Annotated in this window: 16 protein-coding genes and 1 pseudogene; 11 read left to right on the forward strand and 6 right to left on the reverse strand. The window is 74.6% G+C overall.

Annotation, left to right across the window (positions count from 1 at the left end; genetic code table 11):
- Positions 1-33 precede the first annotated feature (33 nt).
- Positions 34-1,569, forward strand: a complete 1,536-nt coding sequence (locus tag ACIQI7_RS30530; RefSeq protein WP_401116242.1) for an AMP-binding protein — start codon at positions 34-36, stop codon at positions 1,567-1,569.
- On the opposite strand, the gene ACIQI7_RS30535 is transcribed toward ACIQI7_RS30530, so the two are convergent.
- On the reverse strand, positions 1,562-2,338 hold the full coding sequence (locus ACIQI7_RS30535; RefSeq protein WP_401116245.1) for a LuxR C-terminal-related transcriptional regulator: 777 nt from the start codon (positions 2,336-2,338) through the stop codon (positions 1,562-1,564). The genes ACIQI7_RS30530 and ACIQI7_RS30535 overlap by 8 nt on opposite strands.
- Positions 2,339-2,549: 211 nt before the next feature.
- Here ACIQI7_RS30535 and ACIQI7_RS30540 point away from each other — a divergent pair, with 211 nt between their 5' ends.
- On the forward strand, positions 2,550-3,368 hold the full coding sequence (locus ACIQI7_RS30540; protein ID WP_401116248.1) for a TIGR03084 family metal-binding protein: 819 nt from the start codon (positions 2,550-2,552) through the stop codon (positions 3,366-3,368).
- Between the two features lie 146 nt (positions 3,369-3,514).
- The gene (locus tag ACIQI7_RS30545) at positions 3,515-4,126 is read left to right on the forward strand and encodes a hypothetical protein (protein WP_401116250.1); all 612 of its coding nucleotides are present in this window, start codon (positions 3,515-3,517) and stop codon (positions 4,124-4,126) included.
- Between the two features lie 105 nt (positions 4,127-4,231).
- On the opposite strand, the gene ACIQI7_RS30550 is transcribed toward ACIQI7_RS30545, so the two are convergent.
- The 3 genes from ACIQI7_RS30550 to ACIQI7_RS30560 form a co-directional block, all read right to left on the reverse strand.
- Positions 4,232-7,573, reverse strand: a complete 3,342-nt coding sequence (locus tag ACIQI7_RS30550; protein ID WP_401116253.1) for an error-prone DNA polymerase — start codon at positions 7,571-7,573, stop codon at positions 4,232-4,234.
- 62 nt (positions 7,574-7,635) lie between these two features.
- Positions 7,636-9,366, reverse strand: coding sequence for a DNA polymerase Y family protein (locus ACIQI7_RS30555; RefSeq protein WP_401116256.1), 1,731 nt, complete (start codon positions 9,364-9,366; stop codon positions 7,636-7,638).
- 1 nt (position 9,367) lies between these two features.
- A complete protein-coding gene (locus ACIQI7_RS30560; RefSeq protein ID WP_401116259.1) occupies positions 9,368-10,186 on the reverse strand; it encodes a hypothetical protein in 819 nt (272 codons plus the stop codon).
- Positions 10,187-10,652: 466 nt separating this feature from the next.
- Between ACIQI7_RS30560 and ACIQI7_RS30565 the strand changes: the two genes are divergently transcribed.
- The 6 genes from ACIQI7_RS30565 to ACIQI7_RS30590 all read left to right on the forward strand — a co-directional run bounded on the left by ACIQI7_RS30565 (position 10,653) and on the right by ACIQI7_RS30590 (position 14,607).
- On the forward strand, positions 10,653-11,228 hold the full coding sequence (locus ACIQI7_RS30565; protein ID WP_387758229.1) for an RNA polymerase sigma factor: 576 nt from the start codon (positions 10,653-10,655) through the stop codon (positions 11,226-11,228).
- Positions 11,213-11,593: a hypothetical protein gene (locus ACIQI7_RS30570; protein ID WP_401116263.1), complete on the forward strand. Its 381-nt coding sequence runs from the start codon at positions 11,213-11,215 to the stop codon at positions 11,591-11,593. The genes ACIQI7_RS30565 and ACIQI7_RS30570 overlap by 16 nt, the downstream gene beginning before the upstream one ends.
- A gap of 116 nt (positions 11,594-11,709) precedes the next feature.
- Positions 11,710-12,369 (forward strand): ArsR/SmtB family transcription factor, encoded by a 660-nt coding sequence (locus tag ACIQI7_RS30575; protein WP_401116266.1) that lies wholly within the window; start codon positions 11,710-11,712, stop codon positions 12,367-12,369.
- Positions 12,366-13,139, forward strand: a complete 774-nt coding sequence (locus ACIQI7_RS30580; protein WP_401116268.1) for an SRPBCC domain-containing protein — start codon at positions 12,366-12,368, stop codon at positions 13,137-13,139. Before ACIQI7_RS30575 ends, ACIQI7_RS30580 begins: the two co-directional genes overlap by 4 nt.
- A gap of 172 nt (positions 13,140-13,311) precedes the next feature.
- The gene (locus ACIQI7_RS30585) at positions 13,312-13,884 is read left to right on the forward strand and encodes a dihydrofolate reductase family protein (RefSeq protein WP_401116271.1); all 573 of its coding nucleotides are present in this window, start codon (positions 13,312-13,314) and stop codon (positions 13,882-13,884) included.
- A gap of 132 nt (positions 13,885-14,016) precedes the next feature.
- A complete protein-coding gene (locus ACIQI7_RS30590) occupies positions 14,017-14,607 on the forward strand; it encodes a DinB family protein (RefSeq protein ID WP_401116274.1) in 591 nt (196 codons plus the stop codon).
- Positions 14,608-14,635: 28 nt separating this feature from the next.
- Here ACIQI7_RS30590 and ACIQI7_RS30595 read toward each other — a convergent pair.
- Positions 14,636-15,428: pseudogene (locus tag ACIQI7_RS30595) on the reverse strand (IS5 family transposase); the annotation flags it as partial.
- A gap of 72 nt (positions 15,429-15,500) precedes the next feature.
- Here ACIQI7_RS30595 and ACIQI7_RS30600 point away from each other — a divergent pair.
- Positions 15,501-16,306, forward strand: a protein-coding gene (locus ACIQI7_RS30600) for an IS5 family transposase (RefSeq protein ID WP_401116277.1) whose coding sequence is annotated in 2 segments (ribosomal slippage) — positions 15,501-15,818 and positions 15,821-16,306 — 804 coding nt in all. Because the reading frame shifts where the segments join, the coding sequence is not laid out codon by codon here.
- A 114-nt stretch (positions 16,307-16,420) separates the two neighbouring features.
- Here ACIQI7_RS30600 and ACIQI7_RS30605 read toward each other — a convergent pair.
- Complete coding sequence (locus ACIQI7_RS30605) at positions 16,421-16,978, reverse strand: ATP-binding protein (RefSeq protein ID WP_401116280.1); 558 nt, start codon at positions 16,976-16,978, stop codon at positions 16,421-16,423.
- A gap of 83 nt (positions 16,979-17,061) precedes the next feature.
- On the opposite strand from ACIQI7_RS30605, the gene ACIQI7_RS30610 reads away from it, so the two are divergent.
- Entirely contained in the window at positions 17,062-18,030 is a 969-nt protein-coding gene (locus ACIQI7_RS30610) for a hypothetical protein (protein ID WP_401116283.1), read from the forward strand.
- Positions 18,031-18,460: the final 430 nt, after the last annotated feature.

Genomic DNA, 18,460 nt, shown 5'->3' on the forward strand with positions numbered 1-18,460 from the left:
TGCAGGGCGCGGCCGGGAGAGGACAGTGGCCCCATGCAGATTCCACTCTCCGTGATGGACTTCCTCGACCGGGCCGAGCTGGTCTACGGCGACCGGGTCGGCATCGTCGACGAGCCGGTGCAGCCGGCCGAATCCTGGGGCGAGCTGAGCTACCGCCGGGTCGCCGAGCTGGCCCGGGCCCAGGCCGCCGGGCTGGACCGGCTCGGCGTCGGCCCGGGCGAACGGGTCGCGATCGTCTCGCACAACTCGGCCCGACTGCTGACCTCCTTCTTCGGGGTGAGCGGGTACGGCCGGGTGCTGGTGCCGGTGAACTTCCGGCTGCGGGCCGAGGAGGTGTCGTACATCGTCGAGCAGAGCGGCGCCTCCGTGCTGCTGGTCGACCCGGAGATCGCCGACTCGCTGAGCGGGGTGGTGGCCAAGCACAAGTTCGTGCTCGGCGCCGACAGCGACGCCGTGCTGTACGACTTCGACGGCACTCCCCGACGGTACGCGGTGGCCGAGAACGACACCGCCACCATCAACTACACCAGTGGAACCACCGCCCGCCCCAAGGGCGTTCAGCTCACCCACCGCAACATCTGGCTGAACGCGACGGTGATGGCCCTGCACTACGGCGCCGGTGACCGGGACGTCTACCTGCACACCCTGCCGATGTTCCACGCCAACGGCTGGGGCCTGCCGTACTCGCTCACCGGCCTGGGCGCCCGGCACATCGTGCTGCGCAAGGTGGACGGCGCGGAGATCCTGCGCCGGGTCGAGCGGCACGGGGTGACCTTCCTGTCCGGCGCGCCCGCCGTGGTCCAGATGGTGCTGGACGCGGCCGCCGACTGGGACGGCCCGGTGCCCGGCCGGGACCGGGTGCGGATGATCGTGGCCGGCGCCCCGCCGCCGACCTCGGTGGTGCAGCAGGTCGAGGAGCAGTTGGGCTGGGAGTTCATGCAGCTCTACGGCCTGACCGAGACCTCCCCGGTGGTCACGGTCAACCGCTCGCGGGCCGAGTGGGACGCGCTGCCGGCCGCCGAGCGGGCCGAGAAGCTGGTGCAGGCGGGCGCCCCGGCGCTCGGCACCCGGCTGCGGGTGGACGCCCAGGGCGAGGTGCTGGTGCGCTCCAACACCGTGCTGGACGGCTACTGGCAGCAGCCCGGGGCCACCGCCGAGGCGCTGCGGGACGACTGGTTCCACACCGGGGACGGCGGCACCCTCACGGACGGCCTGCTGACCATCTCCGACCGCAAGAAGGACGTCATCATCAGCGGCGGGGAGAACGTCTCCTCGATCGAGGTGGAGGACTGCCTGTACGACCACCCGGCGGTCGCCGAGGCGGCGGTGATCGGCGTGCCGCACGAGAAGTGGGGCGAGACGGTGAAGGCGCTGGTGGTGCTCCGGGAGGGCCACCAGGCGGTCACCGAGGCCGAGTTGATCGCGCACTGCAAGCAGCGGCTGGCCGGCTACAAGTCGCCCACCACGGTGGAGTTCCGGGACGCCCTGCCGCGCACCGCCACCGGGAAGCTGCAGAAGTTCCGGCTGCGCGAGCCGTACTGGGCCGGGCGGGACCGCCAGGTCAACTGACCAGCCCCGACTCCCGTGCCGCGAGGGCGAGTTCGGTCCGGTTGCGGACACCGAGCTTGTGCATCGCGGACTTGAGGTAGCCCGTCACCGTGTTGCAGGTCAGGCCCAGTCGGGCGGCGATCTCCGGGTTGGTCCGGCCGGTCGCCGCCCAGCGCAGCACCTCGTGCTCGCGCGGGGTCAACGGCGGTACGGGGGCCGCCTTCCGGGGCGGTTCGCGGTTCCACGCGGCGGCCCCGGCGAGCGCCCGGGCCGCCGCCTTCGCCAGCGTGCCGACCGCGGAGATCCGCACGTCCCCGAACGGGACGACGGCGCGCAGCGAGGCGTACACCACGCCGTGCACGGTGCCGCCGTCCATCAGCGGGACGGTGAGCATCGCGTAGAGGTCCTCGGCGGCCACGGCCGCGTCGTAGTGGTGCGAAATGTTCGTCGCCGCACGGTAGTCGGGCACCCAGGTGGGCGCGCGTTCGGCGAGCGCGCGGCCGCCGAGGCCGAGTCCGGCCGGGACGGGCACGTCGTGCAGCAGGTCGGCCCGGGTGCCGGCCCAGTGGCGCAGCACCATGCCCTCGCTGCCGGGGCGGCTCCCGGGCAGCGGCTCGGGCACGCCGACCAGTCCGACGTCGGCGCCGCACTCGGCCACCACCCGGCGGGCGAGGTCGCCGAGCACGGCGTCCCGCACCAGCTCGGCGGCGCGCGCGGCGAGTTCGGGGTCGTCGGGCCGCACAGCGCCGTCGACGGGTTGCGCAAGGTGGGGGTCCGCAGCCCTGGTCATCGCGGAATTGTCACACGCGGTGGGGCCGGTGGCGAGAGTCCTGACATGCGTGTTCCGTGGAGTCGCGGACGGCGGCGGCCGGGCGGGCGTAGGGTGCGCCGGGACACTACCGGCGGGTAGCGACTGCCGGACGGCGACCGCCCGGACCGGCGGGGAGAAGTCGATGCCGGAGGGGAAGACGTCGGAGGGGAAGATGCCGGAAGGGAGAGCGATGACCGACCCGAACGCCCCGGGTGACGTCCTGGGCGGGCTGCTGGCGGACCTACGGGCCGAGAGCGCGGTGCTGGACGACCTGGTCGCCGGGCTGCCGGCCGGGGACTGGGCCCGCCCGACGCCCGCCGAGGGCTGGACGGTGGCGCACCAGATCGCCCACCTGGCCTGGACGGACGACTGGACGGCCCTGGCCGCGCGCGACCCGGAGGGCTTCGGCGCGTCGCTCGGCGGGCGCTTCACCGAGCTGCTGGCGGCCGGCGCCGACCCGGTCGAGGAGGGCGCCCGCGCGGGTGCGGCCGACGGACCCGCGGCCCTGCTCGCCCGCTGGCGGGCCGGGCGGGCGCAGGTGCTGGCCGCGCTCTCCGCCGCTCCGGCCGACGTCCGGCTGCCCTGGTTCGGCCCGCCGATGAAGCCCGCCTCGATGGCGACCGCCCGGCTGATGGAGACCTGGGCGCACGGCCAGGACGTCGCGGACGCGCTCGGCGCCACCCGCGAGCCCACCGACCGACTGCGGCACATCGCCCACCTCGGGCTGCGCACCCTGGGCTTCGCCTTCACGCTGCACGGACTGCCCGCACCGGAGCACCCGGTCCGGCTCGAACTGACCGCGTCCGACGGCGGGACCTGGTCCATCGGCCCGGCCTGGGCACCGGACGTGGTGGCCGGCCCGGCCCTGGACTTCTGCCTGCTGGTGACCCAGCGCCGGCACCGGGACGACCTCGCGCTCACCGCCACCGGGCCGGTCGCCACCGCCTGGCTCCCGATCGCCCAGGCCTTCGCCGGGGCACCGGGCAAGGGGCGGCAGCCCGGGGCGTAGGACGGATCGGGGGCGGGCCCCAGGTTGAGGCCGGAGGCGGGCCGGGAGGCTCGCGGTGGCGGGGCCCGGGACGCCCGGCGGCCCCGGGAGGTACCCCGGCGGCCCCGGGCGCGGCGCTGTCGGGCCGCCGGGGTTGAATGGCCGCCATGAACGACCTGCTCAGCCATCTGCCCGCCGCCCCCGAGCTGCGCGACCGCTGCCGCGCGCTGGCCACGCTCGACGCGATCCTCAGCCCGGACGACTGGGAGTCGCGCTACCACTCCTTCGACGCCGCCTGGGACGAAGGCGAGGAGATGGCCTCGATGCGCAACGGCCAGGGCGACGACTGGGTCGTGGTCTTCTCCGCCGCCGGCGCCTACGGGCGCGGCTTCGACCACGAGGCGCCCAACGCCCCGGAGCTGCTCGCGGCCGTGCCGGAGGAGTTCCGCCGCTTCGCCGAGGAGCCCGCCTTCGGGGACGAGGACGGGCCGACGGTCACCCGCTGCTTCTGGCGCGCCCCCGGGGACGACGCCTGGCACGGCGCGGCCGCCGAGCGCGGCGCGGAGCGCCTCTTCGACCTGCTGCTGGACGGCACCGCCCAGGCCTACCGGGCGTGGGCCGAGGACTACTTCGAGCCGGAGCGCGCGCTGGACCCCGCCGCGGTCGAGCACGTCCTGGCGCTGCGCCCGCTCACTCCGGCCGTGGTGGCGGCGCTCAACCCGGACACCGGCCTCGACGAGCTCGCCGAGGACCTCGCGGAGATCGGGTACCCGGGCTGACGCCCGCCGACTGACCGGCGTCCACCGGTGCCGACGTCCACCGGCGATGGTCCACCGGCGATGGCGTCCGGTCAGGCCGGCGTCGGCGCACCCCCTCCGGAGGCCTCAGAGGCCGATCCGGAGCGGGGTGAGCCGGGTGGCGATCAGGTTGGTGGCGCCCCGGTCCCGCTCGATGTGGCCGTGGACCAGCAGCCCGGCCCGGTCCAGGGCGGTGCGGCGCTGGGACTCCCAGACCGGGCGGTTGCAGATCACGTTGATCAGCCCGGTCTCGTCCTCCAGGCTGAGGAAGAGCACCCCGCCGGCCGTCGGCGGCCGCTGCCGGTGGGTGACCAGGCCGCCGACCACCACCGCCGTCCCCGGTGGCACGTCCGGGAGTTGGACGGCGCAGAGGGCGCCGCCGCGCTCCAGCTGGGTGCGCAGGTGCTGGAGCGGGTGGCTGGTGGCGGAGGTGCCGGTGGCCCACAGGTCGGCGATGGTCTCCTCGACCGGGCTCATGCCGGGCAGCTCCGGCGCCTCGGTGCCGGGAGTGGTGCCGGGGATCAGGTCGGCCGAGATCCCGGCGAACGCCCCTGCGGCCCACAGGGCCTGACGTCTGGTCAGCCCGAAGCAGTCGAAGGCGCCCGCCGTCGCCAGCGCCTCCAGGACGGGCCCGGGCAGGCCGGTGCGGCGGGCGAAGTCCTCCAGGTCGGCGTACGGCTGCCCGGCCACGATCGCCTCGGCCTGCGGGGTGCCGATGCCACGCACCGTCTCCAGGCCCAGCCGGATCGCCGGCTGCGGGCGTCCGGCGGTCAGCGGCGGCTTCGGGGTCGGCCCCCGGTACGGCTCCAGGGTGGGCCGCGCCCCGCTGGCGTTGACGTCCACCCCGCGCACCCGCACGCCGTGCCGCCGGACGTCCGCGACCAGGCTGAGCGGCGAATAGAAGCCCATCGGCTGGTTGGCCAGCAGGGCGCAGGTGAAGGCCGCCGGGAAGTGGTGCTTCAGCCAGGCGCTGGCGTACACCAGGTAGGCGAAGCTGATCGCGTGGCTCTCCGGGAAGCCGTAGTTGGAGAAGGCCTCGATCTTGACGTAGACGTCCTCGGCCACCTCCGGCGGGATGCCGCGCTCGGCCATCCCTCCCAGCAGCCGTTCGCGCAGCCGGGCGACCCGCTCGTGCGAGCGCTTGGCGCCCATCGCCTGGCGCAGCCGGTCTGCCTCCGCGGGCGTGAACCCGGCGCAGTCGATGGCGAGTTGCATCATCTGCTCCTGGAACAGCGGCACCCCCAGGGTCTTGCCGAGCGCGTTCTCCATCAGCGGGTGCGGGCAGCCGGCCGGCTCCACCCCGGCGCGGCGGCGCAGGTACGGGTGGACGGAGCCGCCCTGGATCGGGCCGGGGCGGATCAGCGCGACCTCGACCACCAGGTCGTAGAAGTGGTCCGGCTTGAGCCGGGGCAGGGTCGCCATCTGCGCCCGGGACTCGACCTGGAACACGCCGACGGTGTCGGCCCGGCGCAGCATCGCGTACACGCCCTCGTCGTCGTCCGGGATGGTGGCCAGGTCGTAGCGCAGGCCGTGGTGCTCCGCGACCAGGTCGCAGGCGTCGTGCAGCGCGGCGAGCATGCCGAGGCCGAGCAGGTCGATCTTCACCAGCCCGGCGCCGGCGGTGGACTCCTTGTCCCACTGGAGCACCGAGCGCCCGGGCATCCGGGCCCACTCGGTGGGGCAGATCTCGCCGATCGGCTCCCGGGTCAGCACCATGCCGCCCGAGTGGATGCCCAGGTGGCGGGGCAGGCCGTGGAGCTGGGTGGCGAGCTGGAGCACGTCGGCGGGGATGACGGCGTCCGCGCCGGGGGCGGAGCGGAAGTCGGTCTGCCGGCTGAACGCGTCCACCTGCCCCTGCGGGTAGCCGAGCACCCGGGCGGCGTCGCGGATCGCCAGCCGGGGCCGGTAGGTGATCACGTTGGCGACCTGGGCGGCGTGCTCGCGTCCGTAGCGGCCGTAGACGTACTGGATGACCTCCTCGCGGCGGCGGTTCTCGATGTCCAGGTCGATGTCGGGCGGCCCGTCCCGCGCGGTGGAGAGGAAGCGTTCGAACAGCAGCTTGTAGTGGATCGGGTCGACGGCGGTGATCCCGAGGGCGTAGCAGACCGCGGAGTTGGCGGCCGAGCCGCGGCCCTGGCACCAGATGTCCTGGCGGCGGCAGAAGTCCACGATGTCGTGCACGATCAGGAAGTAGCCGGCCAGGTCGAGGTCCTCGATCACGTCCAGCTCCCTGGCGAGCTGGCGGCGGGCGGCGGCGTTGCCGGGGCCGAAGCGGGCCGGGCCGCCGGCCGCGACCAGGGCGCGCAGGTGGCTGATCTCGGTCTCGCCCTCGGGGACGGGGAAGCCGGGCAGCTCCGGGTCCAGCTTGGCGAAGTCGAAGGCGCAGGCCCGGCCGAGTTCGGCGGTGGCCCGCTGCACCCCGGGGAAGCGGGCCAGCCGGCCGGCCATCTCGCGGCCCGAGCGCAGGTGCGCGGTGCCCGCCGCCCTGGTCCAGCCGACCGCGTCCTGGAGGGTGCGGCGCCCGTGCAGGGCGGCGAGGCTCTGCGCCAGGCGGCCCTGGGCGGGGCCGGCGTGGTGGGCGTTGGTGGAGGCGACGACGGGCAGGCCCAGCTCCGCGGCGAGGGCGGCGAGGGCGTCGTTGCGCCGGTCGTCGCCGGGCAGCCACTGGTCGATCAGCTCGACGTGGACGTTCTCGGGGCCGAACGCCTCGGCGAGGGTGCGCAGTCGGCGCCCGGCCTCGCCCCGGTCGGGCAGCGCGGCCGGGACCCGGCCGAGACGGCAGCCGGTGAGCACCGCCCAGTGGCCGTCGTGCGCCCCGGCGAGCGCCGCGAGGTCGTACCGCGGGTTGCCCTTGGCGCCGCCGGCCAGCTGGGCGGCGGCGATCGCGGCGGACAGGCGGCGGTAGCCGGCCGGGTCGCGGGCGAGGACCAGCAGGTGCTCCTCCGCGTCGCCGTCGCGGATGGTCAGCTCGGCGCCGAACACGGTGGCCAGGCCGGTCCCCCGGGCCGCCTCGGCGAGCCGGACGGCGCCGTACAGGCCGTCGTGGTCGGTGACCGCGAGGGTCTCCACGCCCAGCCGGACCGCCTCGGCGACCAGGTCCTCCGGGTCGCTGGCGCCGTCCAGGAAGCTGAAGGCGGAGTGGACGTGCAGTTCGGCCCAGGGTTCGGGGGCCTGACCGGGGACGGGGCCGGGGGCCTGACCGGGGACGGGGCCGGGGGCCTGACCGGGGGCGGGGCCGGTGTTCGGGGCGGCCCCGGCGTTCGGGGCGGCCCCGGTGTTCGGGGCGGGGGTTTCCTCGGGGGTGGGCCCGGCGTCCGGTTGCGCCGGCGTGGAGCGGCGCAGCGGGACGACCGTACGGTCCGGCGCCGCGCCGGACAGCCGGCGGTGCAGTTCGCTCCAGGGGAGGGTGGGGTGGCTGGTGAAGCCCATCGGGGGTTGCCTTCGTCGTTCTCGTGCTCGTTCTGCTCCCCCCTCCGGGACCCGGGGCGCCGCTAGTCGTAGCCGGCCTCCAGGTACCAGGCACCCCCCTCCACGGTGAGCAGCAGCGCCCGGCCGCCGCCCACCACGACCTGGAACCGCGCCCGGCGCCGGGCCAGCGACTGGTCCCACCAGTACTCGACCGCCGGCCAGGGCCCGGTCCAGCCGTCCACCCGCTCCTCCCGGCCCCCGGCCACGACCAGGGCCGGCCGGGCCGACACCCCCGCCCGGCCGTCCACCGTGACCGGCCGCCCGGCCCCGTCCAGCACCCGCACCGGCGCCGGCTCCCGCAGCACCACGGTCGGCCACACCTCCGGCAGCCGCCCCGGCCAGGGCGCGTCGGCGGGCACCGCCGCCTCGTACGGCTCGCCCCACGGCACCTTGACCACCTGCTCGCCCGGGCCGCGCCCGCCGGCCGGCTCGATCCGGCGCAGCCCGGCGTGCCCGAGCACCGCCTGCACCCGGGCGACCGCCCGCTCCACCCGGTCGTCCGCCACGGCCTGGCCCCACAGCGCGAGCTGGCGGCCCTGGTCCGGGGAGAGGCCGTCGGGGGCCAGCCGGAGCAGGGTGAAGCCTTCCTGGCCGCCCGGGTCTCCGTTCGGGTGGGCGTTCGGGTCGCGGCTCGGGTCGCGGCTGGGGTCGGGGCTCGCGAAGGTGCCCGCGCCCTGCCAGGCCTGGAGCTGCCAGCGGACCCGCTCGGCCAGCGCGGTCGCGGACAGCCGGCCCTCGTGCCGCCACAGCCGGGAGGCCGTCCGGCCGTCCGCGCAGGCCACCTCGACGGCCACCCGGCGGCAGGTCAGCCCGGCCTCGGCCAGCCGCCGGTGCAGCTGCTCGGCCAACGTGCGGGCGACGAACACCAGCGGCTCGGCCAGCGGCTCCGGCGGGTCGAAGCGCTGCTCGACGGCGAGGTCCGGCTCCTCGTCGCGCGGCACCAGCGGGCGCGGCTGCAGGCCGCGGGCCAGCCGGTGCGCGACCGTCCCGGCCGGGCCGAAGCGGTCCGCGACCGACTCGGCCGGCAGCGCGGCGAAGGCCCCGACGGTGGGCAGGCCGAGCTGCCCGAGCAGTCCGGCCAACGCCTCGTCGCCCAGCGCGCCCACCGGGTACGGGGCGAGGAACTCCGCCGTCCGGCCGGCCGGGACCAGCACCCCGGCCCGGGCGGCGAGCACGGCGGCGAACAGGCCGTCGGCGACACCGACCTGGGCCTGTGGGGCGGCCGCCGGCCGTTCGGCCACGGTCCCCGCGTGCCCGTCCACGGTCACCGGGCCTTCGTCCCCGGCCACCGCACGTTCCTCGACGGCCACCGGGCCTTCGTCCACGGCCACCGCGCCCGGGACGGCGTCCGGGACGAGCGGCTGCCCGAGGGCGTCCGCCACCGCCCTGCCGACCTTGGCCGCCAGCGCCTCCTCGCCGCCGAAGTAGCGGCCCGGGCCCTTCACCGGGATGGCGCACAGGCCCGGGCGGATCACCTCCACCCGGGGCGTGAACGCCTCCACGGCCGCCACCACCGGTTCGAAGCGGCGGGCCTCCGCCTCCGGATCGCGGTCGCGCAGCTCCAGCTCCGGGCAGAGCCGCTGGGCCAGCTTAAGCCGCTGCCCCTGCCGCACCCCGGCCGCCCGGGCACCCGCCGAGCAGGCGAGGATCCGCCCGCCCTCGGTCACCGCGACCGGGTCGTCGCCGGTGACCGCCGCCACCGGCCAGTCCGGGCACCAGACCACCAGCACCCGGGGGGTTCTGCCGTCCGCCATCTCAGACCACCGCCGCCACGAGGGGCGCCACCGGCTCCACCGCCGGTACCACCGGTATCGCCCGTATCGCCCGTGCCGCCGGTTCCGCCATCGGCTGCGGCTGCTCCTGCTGCGGCTGCTCCTGGAGCGGGCGCACCGCGCCGTGCTCGTCCGGCAGCCAGAGCCGGGCCGTCCGGCCGCGCCCCGCCGAGCCACGGCCCTCGGCCACCACCTCCACCTGTCGGCTGACGAGCTGCCCGTGGCCGTCGCCCAGCCCGAACCAGCGCCCGGAGCGCACGCCCAGCCGCAGGGCCACGCCCGGCCACGGCCCGGCGACCAGCAGCACGCAGCCGCTGCGCCGCAGCACCGCCGCCAGCCGGGCGGCCAGCTTCGGCGGCACCGGCCCGTCCGGGCGCAGCATGATCAGCTCGACCGCGCCGGCCAGCACCGAGACCACCTCGGCCCAGTGCGGCCCCGGATCGTCCGCGACCAGCAGCCGGCGCAGGTCCAGCCCGTACCCCTCGGCGGCGGCCAGCCCCAGGTCCGGCAGCCCGACCGCCGCGGCCCAGCCGCCCTCGGTCTCCTTCACCCCGGCGGCGAGCGCCAGCAGCAGTCCGGTGTCCCCGCCCGCCACCGACACCGCCGTCCCCCGGCGCAGCCCGGCGTCGGGCAGCACCTCCCGCAGCGCGGGTACCACCGGCAGCAGCCCCCGGCGCTCCGCCGCCTGCCCCTCCCGCTCCCCCGGCTGCCCGGCCGTGGCAGCCGGGGACGCCACCGGGCGGAGCAGGGGGCGGGCGGGCTGCTCGGCGGTGGATTCGAAAACAGATTCGAAAACGGGCACACCCCCAGGATCGAACATTCGTTCGCAAAGATTCAAGTCCGACCTGGTCAACCCACCCGTCACTCTCCGTTGCACCGCCTCGCCGAAGATCGAGGAGAGGTACGGCGCGGGCACCATCGAGAGTCCAGCGGGTACGCCCGGGTGGTGCCGAGCACGTCCACCGCGGTCCCGTGCCGCCGGCGATCAGGCCGCGCACGGGGATCCCGGTCCGCCCGAGGACCGCCGACTGACTGCCGACTGACCGCTGACGCCCCGTCGGCGACCCTCCGGGGCCCCGCCGGGAACGCGGACGATTTTTTCCGCGCTGGGGCCGAATCCTTTGGGGCGGCCCGTGCCTCTTATAAACGTTCCGACAGACGTCGGGCACGGGATCTGGAGGTAGTGATGGTCATCGGAATCGGCATCGCCGTCGCCCTGGTGCTGCTCTGCACCTGCATGCTGGTCGTGAAGCGCAAGCGAGCCGGGCGTGGCTGAATCGACATGGCCCGGTGAGCAGTTGATCGCCGCCGCGCAGGGCGGTGACGTCGACTCGATCGCCGCGTTGGTGTCGGGCTCGCACCCCAATGTGCAACGGTTCGCCCGCTCGCTCTGCGCCACCCCGGAGGACGCGGAGGACGCGGCGCAGGAGGCCCTGATCATCCTGTACCGCAAGATCGGGATGCTGCGGGCCTCCGGCGCCCTGGCGTCGTGGATGTTCCGCATCGTCCGCAACGAGTGCCTCCGGCGCGCGCGGACCCGACTGCGGGACGACGCCGCACCGTTGCGGCAGGACGCCTCGGTGGCCTCGGCCGAGGAGGCGGTCCTGCGGCGCCTGGAAGCGGACCGGGTCGCGGCCGCCGTCGCCGCCCTGCCCGACGACCAGCGCCGAGTGCTGATCATGCGGGACGTCCAGGGCTACAGCGGCCGGATGGTCGCCGACGCGCTGGGCCTCAGCACGCCCGCGATGAAGTCCCGCCTGCACCGGGCCCGTTCGGCGGTTCAACGGGCCCTGCTGGCCACCCCCGAACCAGTCCCCGGAGGGAACCGATGCCCGGAACGATGACCAAGGCGACGGTCAGGACGACGACCACCACGCCGATCAAGACGCCGACCGGAACCGAGCCCGGAGCCGGCGCCCGCCGCGAGGGCCCCGACTACGCCAGCAGGTCCCTGCCCGAGCACGTCGCGCGCGGAGTGGTCGGATTCGGTTCGCTGATCGGCTCGATCGCCCTCCTCCCGCTGGTCGGACCGGTCGGCCTGGTCCTCCTGCCGGTCGGCCTGTTCGCCCTGCGCGGTTGCCCGATGTGCTGGACGATCGGCCTGATGCAGACCATCTCGCGGGGCCGCCTCCAGCGCTCCTGCGAGGACGGCCAGTGCCGGCTGACCGTCGCCGGCCACGACAAGCACCCCGGGAAGACCGACTCCTGAAGGGGCGGCCCGTGCCCGTGCCTCGCGGGGGGAGGCACGGGCGCGGGCCGTTCACCCGGATGGCCGACAAGAACTTTTTCCTTGACAAATTTTCTTGTCGGACGGATCCTGGAACGGTGCTGGAAGTCGCCGTGATCGAAGAACCCGCCGCGGCCGAGGCCTCGCTGGACCCGATGCGGTCACGCCTCCTCGCCGCCCTGACCGAGCCCGCCTCGGCCGCCATGCTGGCCGCCCGGCTGGGGCTGCCCCGGCAGAAGGTCAACTACCACCTGAAGGAGCTGGAGCGGCACGGCCTCGTCGAACTCGCCGAGGAACGCCGCAAGGGCAACGTCACCGAACGGGTGTACCGTGCCACCGCGTCCTCCTACGTGATCTCCCCCAGCGTCCTGGCCGCCGTGAGCCCGGACCCGGCCCGCTTCCCCGACCAGCTCTCCGCCCGCTGGCTGCTGGCGCTCGGATCCCGGCTGGTGCAGGAGGTCGGCACCCTGCTGACCGGCGCCGCCCGGGCGCGCCGACGGGTCGCCACCTTCGGCATCGACGCCCAGGTGCGGTTCGCCTCCGCGGCCGACCGGGCCGCCTTCGCCGAGGAGTTGGCCCAGTCCGTGGCCGCCCTCGTCAGCCGGTACCACGACGAGTCCGCCCCCGGGGGCCGCAGCCACCGGGTGGTCGTCGGGCTCCACCAGATCCCCGCCGTACAGCCCGGAGCCGGGACGGAGACCGGCGCCGCCGGCACCGCGCCGAACGGGGAGAAGGCGAACCAGGAGGACCCGCGATGACCCACCCGTTCGAGATCGAGCTGGAGACCTCCCTCCCGGCGAGCCCTGAGCAGGTCTGGGAGGCGATCGCCACCGGACCGGGCATCGACTCCTGGTTCATGGGCCGCAACGAACTGGACCCGCGCGAGGGCGGCACCGCCGTCATGGAGACCGGAGGCCATCGCGAGGAGGCCGTCGTCACCGCCTACGAGCCCGGCAAGCGTCTGGCCACCCGTACGGCCACCGGCGAGGACGGCCGGTTCATGGCCTTCGAGTACCTGATCGAGGGCCGGGACGGCGGCTCCACCGTGCTCCGCGTCGTCCACAGCGGGCTGCTCGGCGACGACTGGCAGGACGAGTACGACGCGCTGCGCCGCGGCTGGCCGTTCCACCTCCACACGCTCCGCGAGTACCTCAGCCACTTCCCCGGCCGCACCGCCGTCCCGGTCTTCGCCGCCGCGCCCTCGGGCGGGCGGCCGGAGCCCGAGGTCCAGGCCCTGCTCGCCCGTGCCCTGTCGCTGCCGCTCCCGGCCGCCGTGGGCACGCGGGTCCACGGCGGACCGGCGGGCCTGCCGCCGCTGGACGGTGAGGTGGTCTGGGCGGACGACGAGCGCCTGGAGGTCCGCACCGCCGACGGGCTCTACACGTTCCACCACGGCCCCGGGCTGGTGCTGATGTTCCACCACCTCTTCGGCCCGGTTCCGGACGGTGCCGGGGCTGAGGCCGGGGCCGGAGCCGGAGCCGGAGCCGAGGCCGCCTGGCAGCAGTGGCTGGCCGGGCTCCTCGCCTGACCTGCTTCGTCCGGGTCGTTCGAACCGTCCAGACCATCCAGACCATCCAGACCGTTCAGATCGTTCAGACCGTTCAGACCATCCGGCCCCGTAGACCTACGGGAACCCTTCCGAGCTGTCGGGCCTTCGGGGCGCACGGCTCCGGACCCGCACGAGAACCGAGGAACCAACCATGCGCACCCTGATCAGCACCGCCTTCATCTCGCTCGACGGCGTCGTCGAGGGCCCCGGCGGCGAACCCGGCTACCGCAACTCCGGCTGGACCTTCAAGGACGTCGAGTTCCTCCCCGAGGCGTTCGAGATCAAGGGGCGGGAGCAGGAGGAGGCCACCGCGATGCTGCTCGGCCGCACCAGCTACCAGGCGTTCAGCCAGGTGTGGCCGGACATGGCGGAGTTCGCCCGCTACAAGGCGCTGCCGAAGTACGTCGTCTCCACCACCCTCACCGACGGCGACCTGGTGTCGAACTGGGGCGAGACCACGATCCTGCGCTCGCTCGACGAGGTCGCCGCGCTGAAGGGGACCGAGGGCGGCCCGATCATCGTCCACGGCAGCGCCACCCTGAACCACGCCCTCTCGGACGCCGGCCTGATCGACCGCTACCACCTGCTCGTCTTCCCGCTGCTGCTCGGCGCCGGCAAGCGCCTGTTCAGCGCGACGGACAAGGACGCCCAGAAGCTGAAGCTTGTCGAGCACGAGGTGTACGCCAACGGCATCCAGAAGCAGGTCCTCGACGTCGTCCGCTGACCGCGAACTCTCCGCCCCATCGGGGAGTCTCACGGTGAACGGGCCAGACCTGGACGTGGATTGACTGGTAGTCAGGAGCCGTCGGCGTCGGAAATCGTTGGACAGGCATTCTGAGATCAACAGACTGATCAGATGACCGTGACAGACGACAAGACCGACCTCCGGATCTACATCCAGGACGCCCGCGACGCCCTGCTCTGGAAGCTCGAAGGCCTCTCCGAGTACGACCTGCGCCGACCGCTCAGCCCCACCGGGACCAACCTGCTGGGGCTGGTCAAGCACGTCACCGGCGCCGAGGCCCTGTACTTCGGCGACACCTTCGGCCGCCCCTTCCCCGAACCGGCCCCCGTGTGGATCACCGGCGGGACCGAGCCGAACGGCGACCTGTGGGCACGGGCGGACGAGGGCACCGAGGAGATCATCGGGCGCTACCGGCGGGTCTGGGCGCACTCCGACGCCACCATCGAGGCCCTGCCGCTGGACGCCGTCGGCAGGGTGCCGTTCGGCGCCCGCCACGAGCAGACCCTGCACCGGGTGCTCGTCCACATGATCGCCGAGACCCACCGCCACGTCGGCCACGCCGACCTGGTCCGCGAACTCGTGGACGGCTCCGCCGGTCAGCGCTCCGACGGCGCCAACACCGCCCCCGGCGACGCCGACTGGTGGCGGGCCCACCACGACCGCGTGGAGCGGGCGGCCCGGGAGGCCGGCGGACTCGCCTGAGTCGGGGCTTAGAGATCGTCTTCAAAGATCAGATCCAGAGCAGGATCGAGGCGATGGTGACGGCGCCCTGGTAGGACTCGCGGGTCTTGTCGTAGCGGGTGGCCAGGCCGCGCCATTGCTTGAGCCGGTTGAAGCAGCGTTCGACGACGTTGCGGAGCCGGTAGGTGCTCCGGTCGAAATCGGGTGGCCGACCTCCGCGCGAGCCCCGGTTGAGTCGGCCGAGCACCTGGTCGACGCGTTCGGGGATGGTGTGCGCAATCCGGCGTCGGCGCAGGTAGGCGCGGATCTTTCGGGAGCTGTAGCCCTTGTCGGCGATGACGTGGTCGGGCCGGGTGCGCGGGCGCCCCGGCCCGACCGCGGGACCCGGATGTCCTCCAGGACGGCTTCGAGACGGGTGCAGTCGTTGGTGTTGCCGCCGGTCAGAACGAAGCCGAGAGGGCGGCCGCGTCCGTCGCAGGCCAGGTGGAGCTTGGTACTCAGCCCTCCGCGTGATCGGCCGAGGGCGTGATCACCCGCTTCGTCCCGGTCGCGTGTCCCCTTTTGCCGCCGGTGGCGTGCTGGTGGGCCCGCACGATCGTGGAGTCGACCGACACCAGCCAGTCGATGTCCCCGGCCGCGTCCTTCTTTGCCTGGCTCGCACGCAGCATTCGCGAGAACGTGCCGTCTAGCGCCCACCTGCGAAAACGCGTGTAGAGGGTCTGCCAGGAACCGTAGCGCTCCGGCACATCCCGCCAGGACGTGCCGGTCCTCAGCTTCCACACGATCCCGTTCAGCACCAGCTGGTCGTCCGACCGCGGACGACCGGCCACTCCCGAAGCAGGGGTCCTAACAGAAGTCGTGTTGCGGTGTGACTGTCGACTGGTGTGCTCGTTGGTCTGTGCGTGGGGAAGCGAGTGTCTCGTCCGTGGGTGGTGTCGGATGAGCTGTGGGAGTTGGTCGAGCCGTTGCTGCCGGCGCCGAGGGTGGGCGTGAAGCCGGGGGGGCCGCGGGTGCCGGACCGTCAGGCTCGGTGCGGGATCCTGTTCGTGCTGCACACCGGCATCCAGTGGGAGTACCTGCCGCAGGAGCGGGGCTTCGGCTCGGGCATGACGTGCTGGCGGCGCCTGGCCGCCTGGAACGAGGCCGGGGTGTGGGACCGGCTGCACCTGGTCCTACTGGAACGGCTGCGGTCGGCACGGCAGTTGGACTGGTCGCGGGCGGTGATCGACTCCAGCCACGTGCGGGCCGCTCGGCGGGGCCCAAGAGCGGGCCCAGCCCGGTCGACCGTGCCCGGCCGGGCAGCAAGCACCACGTCCTCGTCGATGACCAGGGCATCCCGCTCGCGGTGTCGCTGACCGGCGGGAACCGCAACGACGTCACCCAACTGCTGCCGCTGCTGGCCAAGGTCCCGCACGTGGCCGGCCTCGTCGGTCGGCCACGGCACCGCCCCGACGCTCTCCTCGCGGACCGGGGCTACGACCATGACAAGTACCGCCGCCTGGTCTGGAAGCAGGGCATCAAGCCGGTGATCGCCCGACGGGGAGTCGCCCACGGTTCAGGGCTTGGCGTCCATCGGTGGGTGGTCGAGCACGCCATCGCCTGGCTCCACGGCTTCCGCCGCCTACGCATCCGCTGGGAACGCCGCGACGACATCCACGAGGCCTTCCTCGGCCTCGCCACCTGCCTGATCACCGACCGACACGTCCAACGCCTTTGTTAGGACCTCTTAGGGGCGGGGTTCGGGGCGTCGGGGGCGGGGGTTCGGGGGCGGGGGTTCGGGGCGTCGGGGATCTGAGGCAGCCGGGGCGCCGGGCAGCTCGGGGAGCAGGGGACGTCAGCCTCCGTGGCGGGCGGTCGCGCCGACGTGCCGTACGACGGTCGCCGCCCGGTCGGCCAGGGGCCCCGGGGCGATCGGGACGCACGTGTACCCGAACTCGGCGTAGGCCTCCCGGTGGATCCGCTCGAACCGCAGCGACTCCTCGTACGAGATGCGCCGCGCCCCGGTCGGGGTGACGAAGCCCGGGCTCTCCACGAAGAACACCCGGCGCTCGTAGACCCCCGCCTCCCGGATCCGGTCGAGCTCCCCGGCGAGGGCCGGGGTCACCGGATGACCGAGGTACACCGCCAGGGCGTACGTGCACACCGGTGATCGGTCGAAGAACCGCACCTCCCCCGGCGGGCCGACCGCCCCCTCCTGCCGCCGCCGCTGCAGGGCGACGACCGCGTCCACGAACGACGGGTCCGCCCACGGCTCCGGCTCGCCCTGGGCCTGCCGCAGCGCGATCACGTCCGTGGCGGCCTCCTCGACCACCGGATGGCCCGAGCACTCCAGCCACCGCAGGATCGCCGTCTTCCCGGCCCCCGGCGTGCCGGTCAGCAGGTAGCGCCTCATCCCCGCACTCTACGGGCCCGGTGGCGGCGGCAGGAGCGCCGTAGGCTGTCGGGCACGGGTTCGTCGAGCGGGGGACGTCAGGCGTGACGGGCGGGGAACAGGGCGTACGGATGGCCGTCCGGTGCACGGACTGCGGGGGCACCGCCGTCCGCAGCGTCGGGCAGTTCCTCACGCACGGGCGGGAGTTGTGGTGGGACGCCGAGCGTTCCTGCCCGCAGTGCGGGGCCGCCTGCTGCGAGGACTCGGACCAGGACGCCGCGCCGCAGGACGTCCGCGAGGCGCTGCTGACCGCCCACGCACCGGCCCGGCTCCGGCTCACCGGACCGCTCACCGATCCGGTGGCCGCCCTGCGGGCGCTCCGCGGGGACGCGGACCTCTCGCTCCAGCAGGCCCGGGAACTCCTCGACCGGCTGCGGGACTTCGGTCTGGCCGGGACGGCCGTCGAGATGGCGTACTGGCGGGCGCGCCTGGCCGAGCGGGGAGTCGCGGCGGAGGTGGCGGACGGTTTCGGGCGGGCGTACCGGTACGTGGGGCCGCCGGAGCTGTGGGCAGGGGGAGGCGATGGCGGGACGGGAGGCGGCGGGACGGGAGGCGGTCACGGGCAACCGGTGCGGACGGCGGGCGAGTTCGCCGCCTGGGCGGAGGACCGGCAGGCGGCGGAGCTCGCGGAACCGTTCACCTTCGTGATCGACCTCGGCGGTGCACTGCGGCTCGCGCCGCGCCGTAGTGAACACGTGGCCTGCGCGGGTGGCGAGTTGGTGCTGAGCGCCGGGGAGATCGGGTTCCGGCGGTCACGGGACGGCTGGGAGGTCGAGACGGTCAGCAACCAGTCCACCGGCTACTGCCCCGACACCACCTCCTGGCCTGCCGTCGCCACCGCCCTCGCCCGCATCGGGCTGCCGCACCCCGGCGCCTTCACCCACCCGGTGGTCTTCCGCCGCTGCCCCCGGTGCGCCCGCTGCAACGTCGTCCGCGAGGAGCACTACGCCTGCGTCTTCTGCGACGCGGACCTGCCCGAACAGTGGAACGTGGACGTGACCGCACTGCCGTGAGCCGTGCGGGGCGCCTGCGGCCGGCGGCGGGGCACCGTGCTGGTTCGGGCCGCGCCTCCCCTTGACGGGGCACCCCGCCCCAGACCGGACCCCCGCCACCCAGGCAACCACCACACCCCCCGCCCGCCACACACCTCCCCACACCACGCCCGCCGGAGTTGTCGGGCCGGGCCGCCCCACAACACCTCCCCAGCGGAAAGCGACCCGACCGCCACAGACCCCCCCCACCCAGGCAACCACCGCCCGCCGCACACCTCCCCCACGACGAGCCCATCGGTGCGGTCGGGCCGGACCGCCCCACAACACCTCCCCAGCGAAAAGCGACCTGGCCACCACAGACCGCCCCCCACCCGGGCAACCACCACACCCACCGCCCGCCGCACACCTCCCCCACACCACGCCCGCCAGAGTTGTCGGGCCGGGCCGCTAG

It is taken from the genome of Kitasatospora sp. NPDC092039 (assembly GCF_044756065.1).
Lineage (GTDB): Bacteria > Actinomycetota > Actinomycetes > Streptomycetales > Streptomycetaceae > Kitasatospora.

Excerpts from the sequence above, each read along its gene's own strand:
- ACIQI7_RS30530 (WP_401116242.1), top strand. The coding sequence starts at position 34 with ATGCAGATTCCACTCTCCGTGATGGACTTCCTCGACCGGGCCGAGCTG.
- ACIQI7_RS30535 (WP_401116245.1), bottom strand. The coding sequence starts at position 2,338 with ATGACCAGGGCTGCGGACCCCCACCTTGCGCAACCCGTCGACGGCGCT.
- ACIQI7_RS30540 (WP_401116248.1), top strand. The coding sequence starts at position 2,550 with ATGACCGACCCGAACGCCCCGGGTGACGTCCTGGGCGGGCTGCTGGCG.
- ACIQI7_RS30545 (WP_401116250.1), top strand. The coding sequence starts at position 3,515 with ATGAACGACCTGCTCAGCCATCTGCCCGCCGCCCCCGAGCTGCGCGAC.
- ACIQI7_RS30550 (WP_401116253.1), bottom strand. The coding sequence starts at position 7,573 with ATGGGCTTCACCAGCCACCCCACCCTCCCCTGGAGCGAACTGCACCGC.
- ACIQI7_RS30555 (WP_401116256.1), bottom strand. The coding sequence starts at position 9,366 with ATGGCGGACGGCAGAACCCCCCGGGTGCTGGTGGTCTGGTGCCCGGAC.
- ACIQI7_RS30570 (WP_401116263.1), top strand. The coding sequence starts at position 11,213 with ATGCCCGGAACGATGACCAAGGCGACGGTCAGGACGACGACCACCACG.
- ACIQI7_RS30580 (WP_401116268.1), top strand. The coding sequence starts at position 12,366 with ATGACCCACCCGTTCGAGATCGAGCTGGAGACCTCCCTCCCGGCGAGC.
- ACIQI7_RS30585 (WP_401116271.1), top strand. The coding sequence starts at position 13,312 with ATGCGCACCCTGATCAGCACCGCCTTCATCTCGCTCGACGGCGTCGTC.
- ACIQI7_RS30590 (WP_401116274.1), top strand. The coding sequence starts at position 14,017 with ATGACCGTGACAGACGACAAGACCGACCTCCGGATCTACATCCAGGAC.
- ACIQI7_RS30605 (WP_401116280.1), bottom strand. The coding sequence starts at position 16,978 with ATGAGGCGCTACCTGCTGACCGGCACGCCGGGGGCCGGGAAGACGGCG.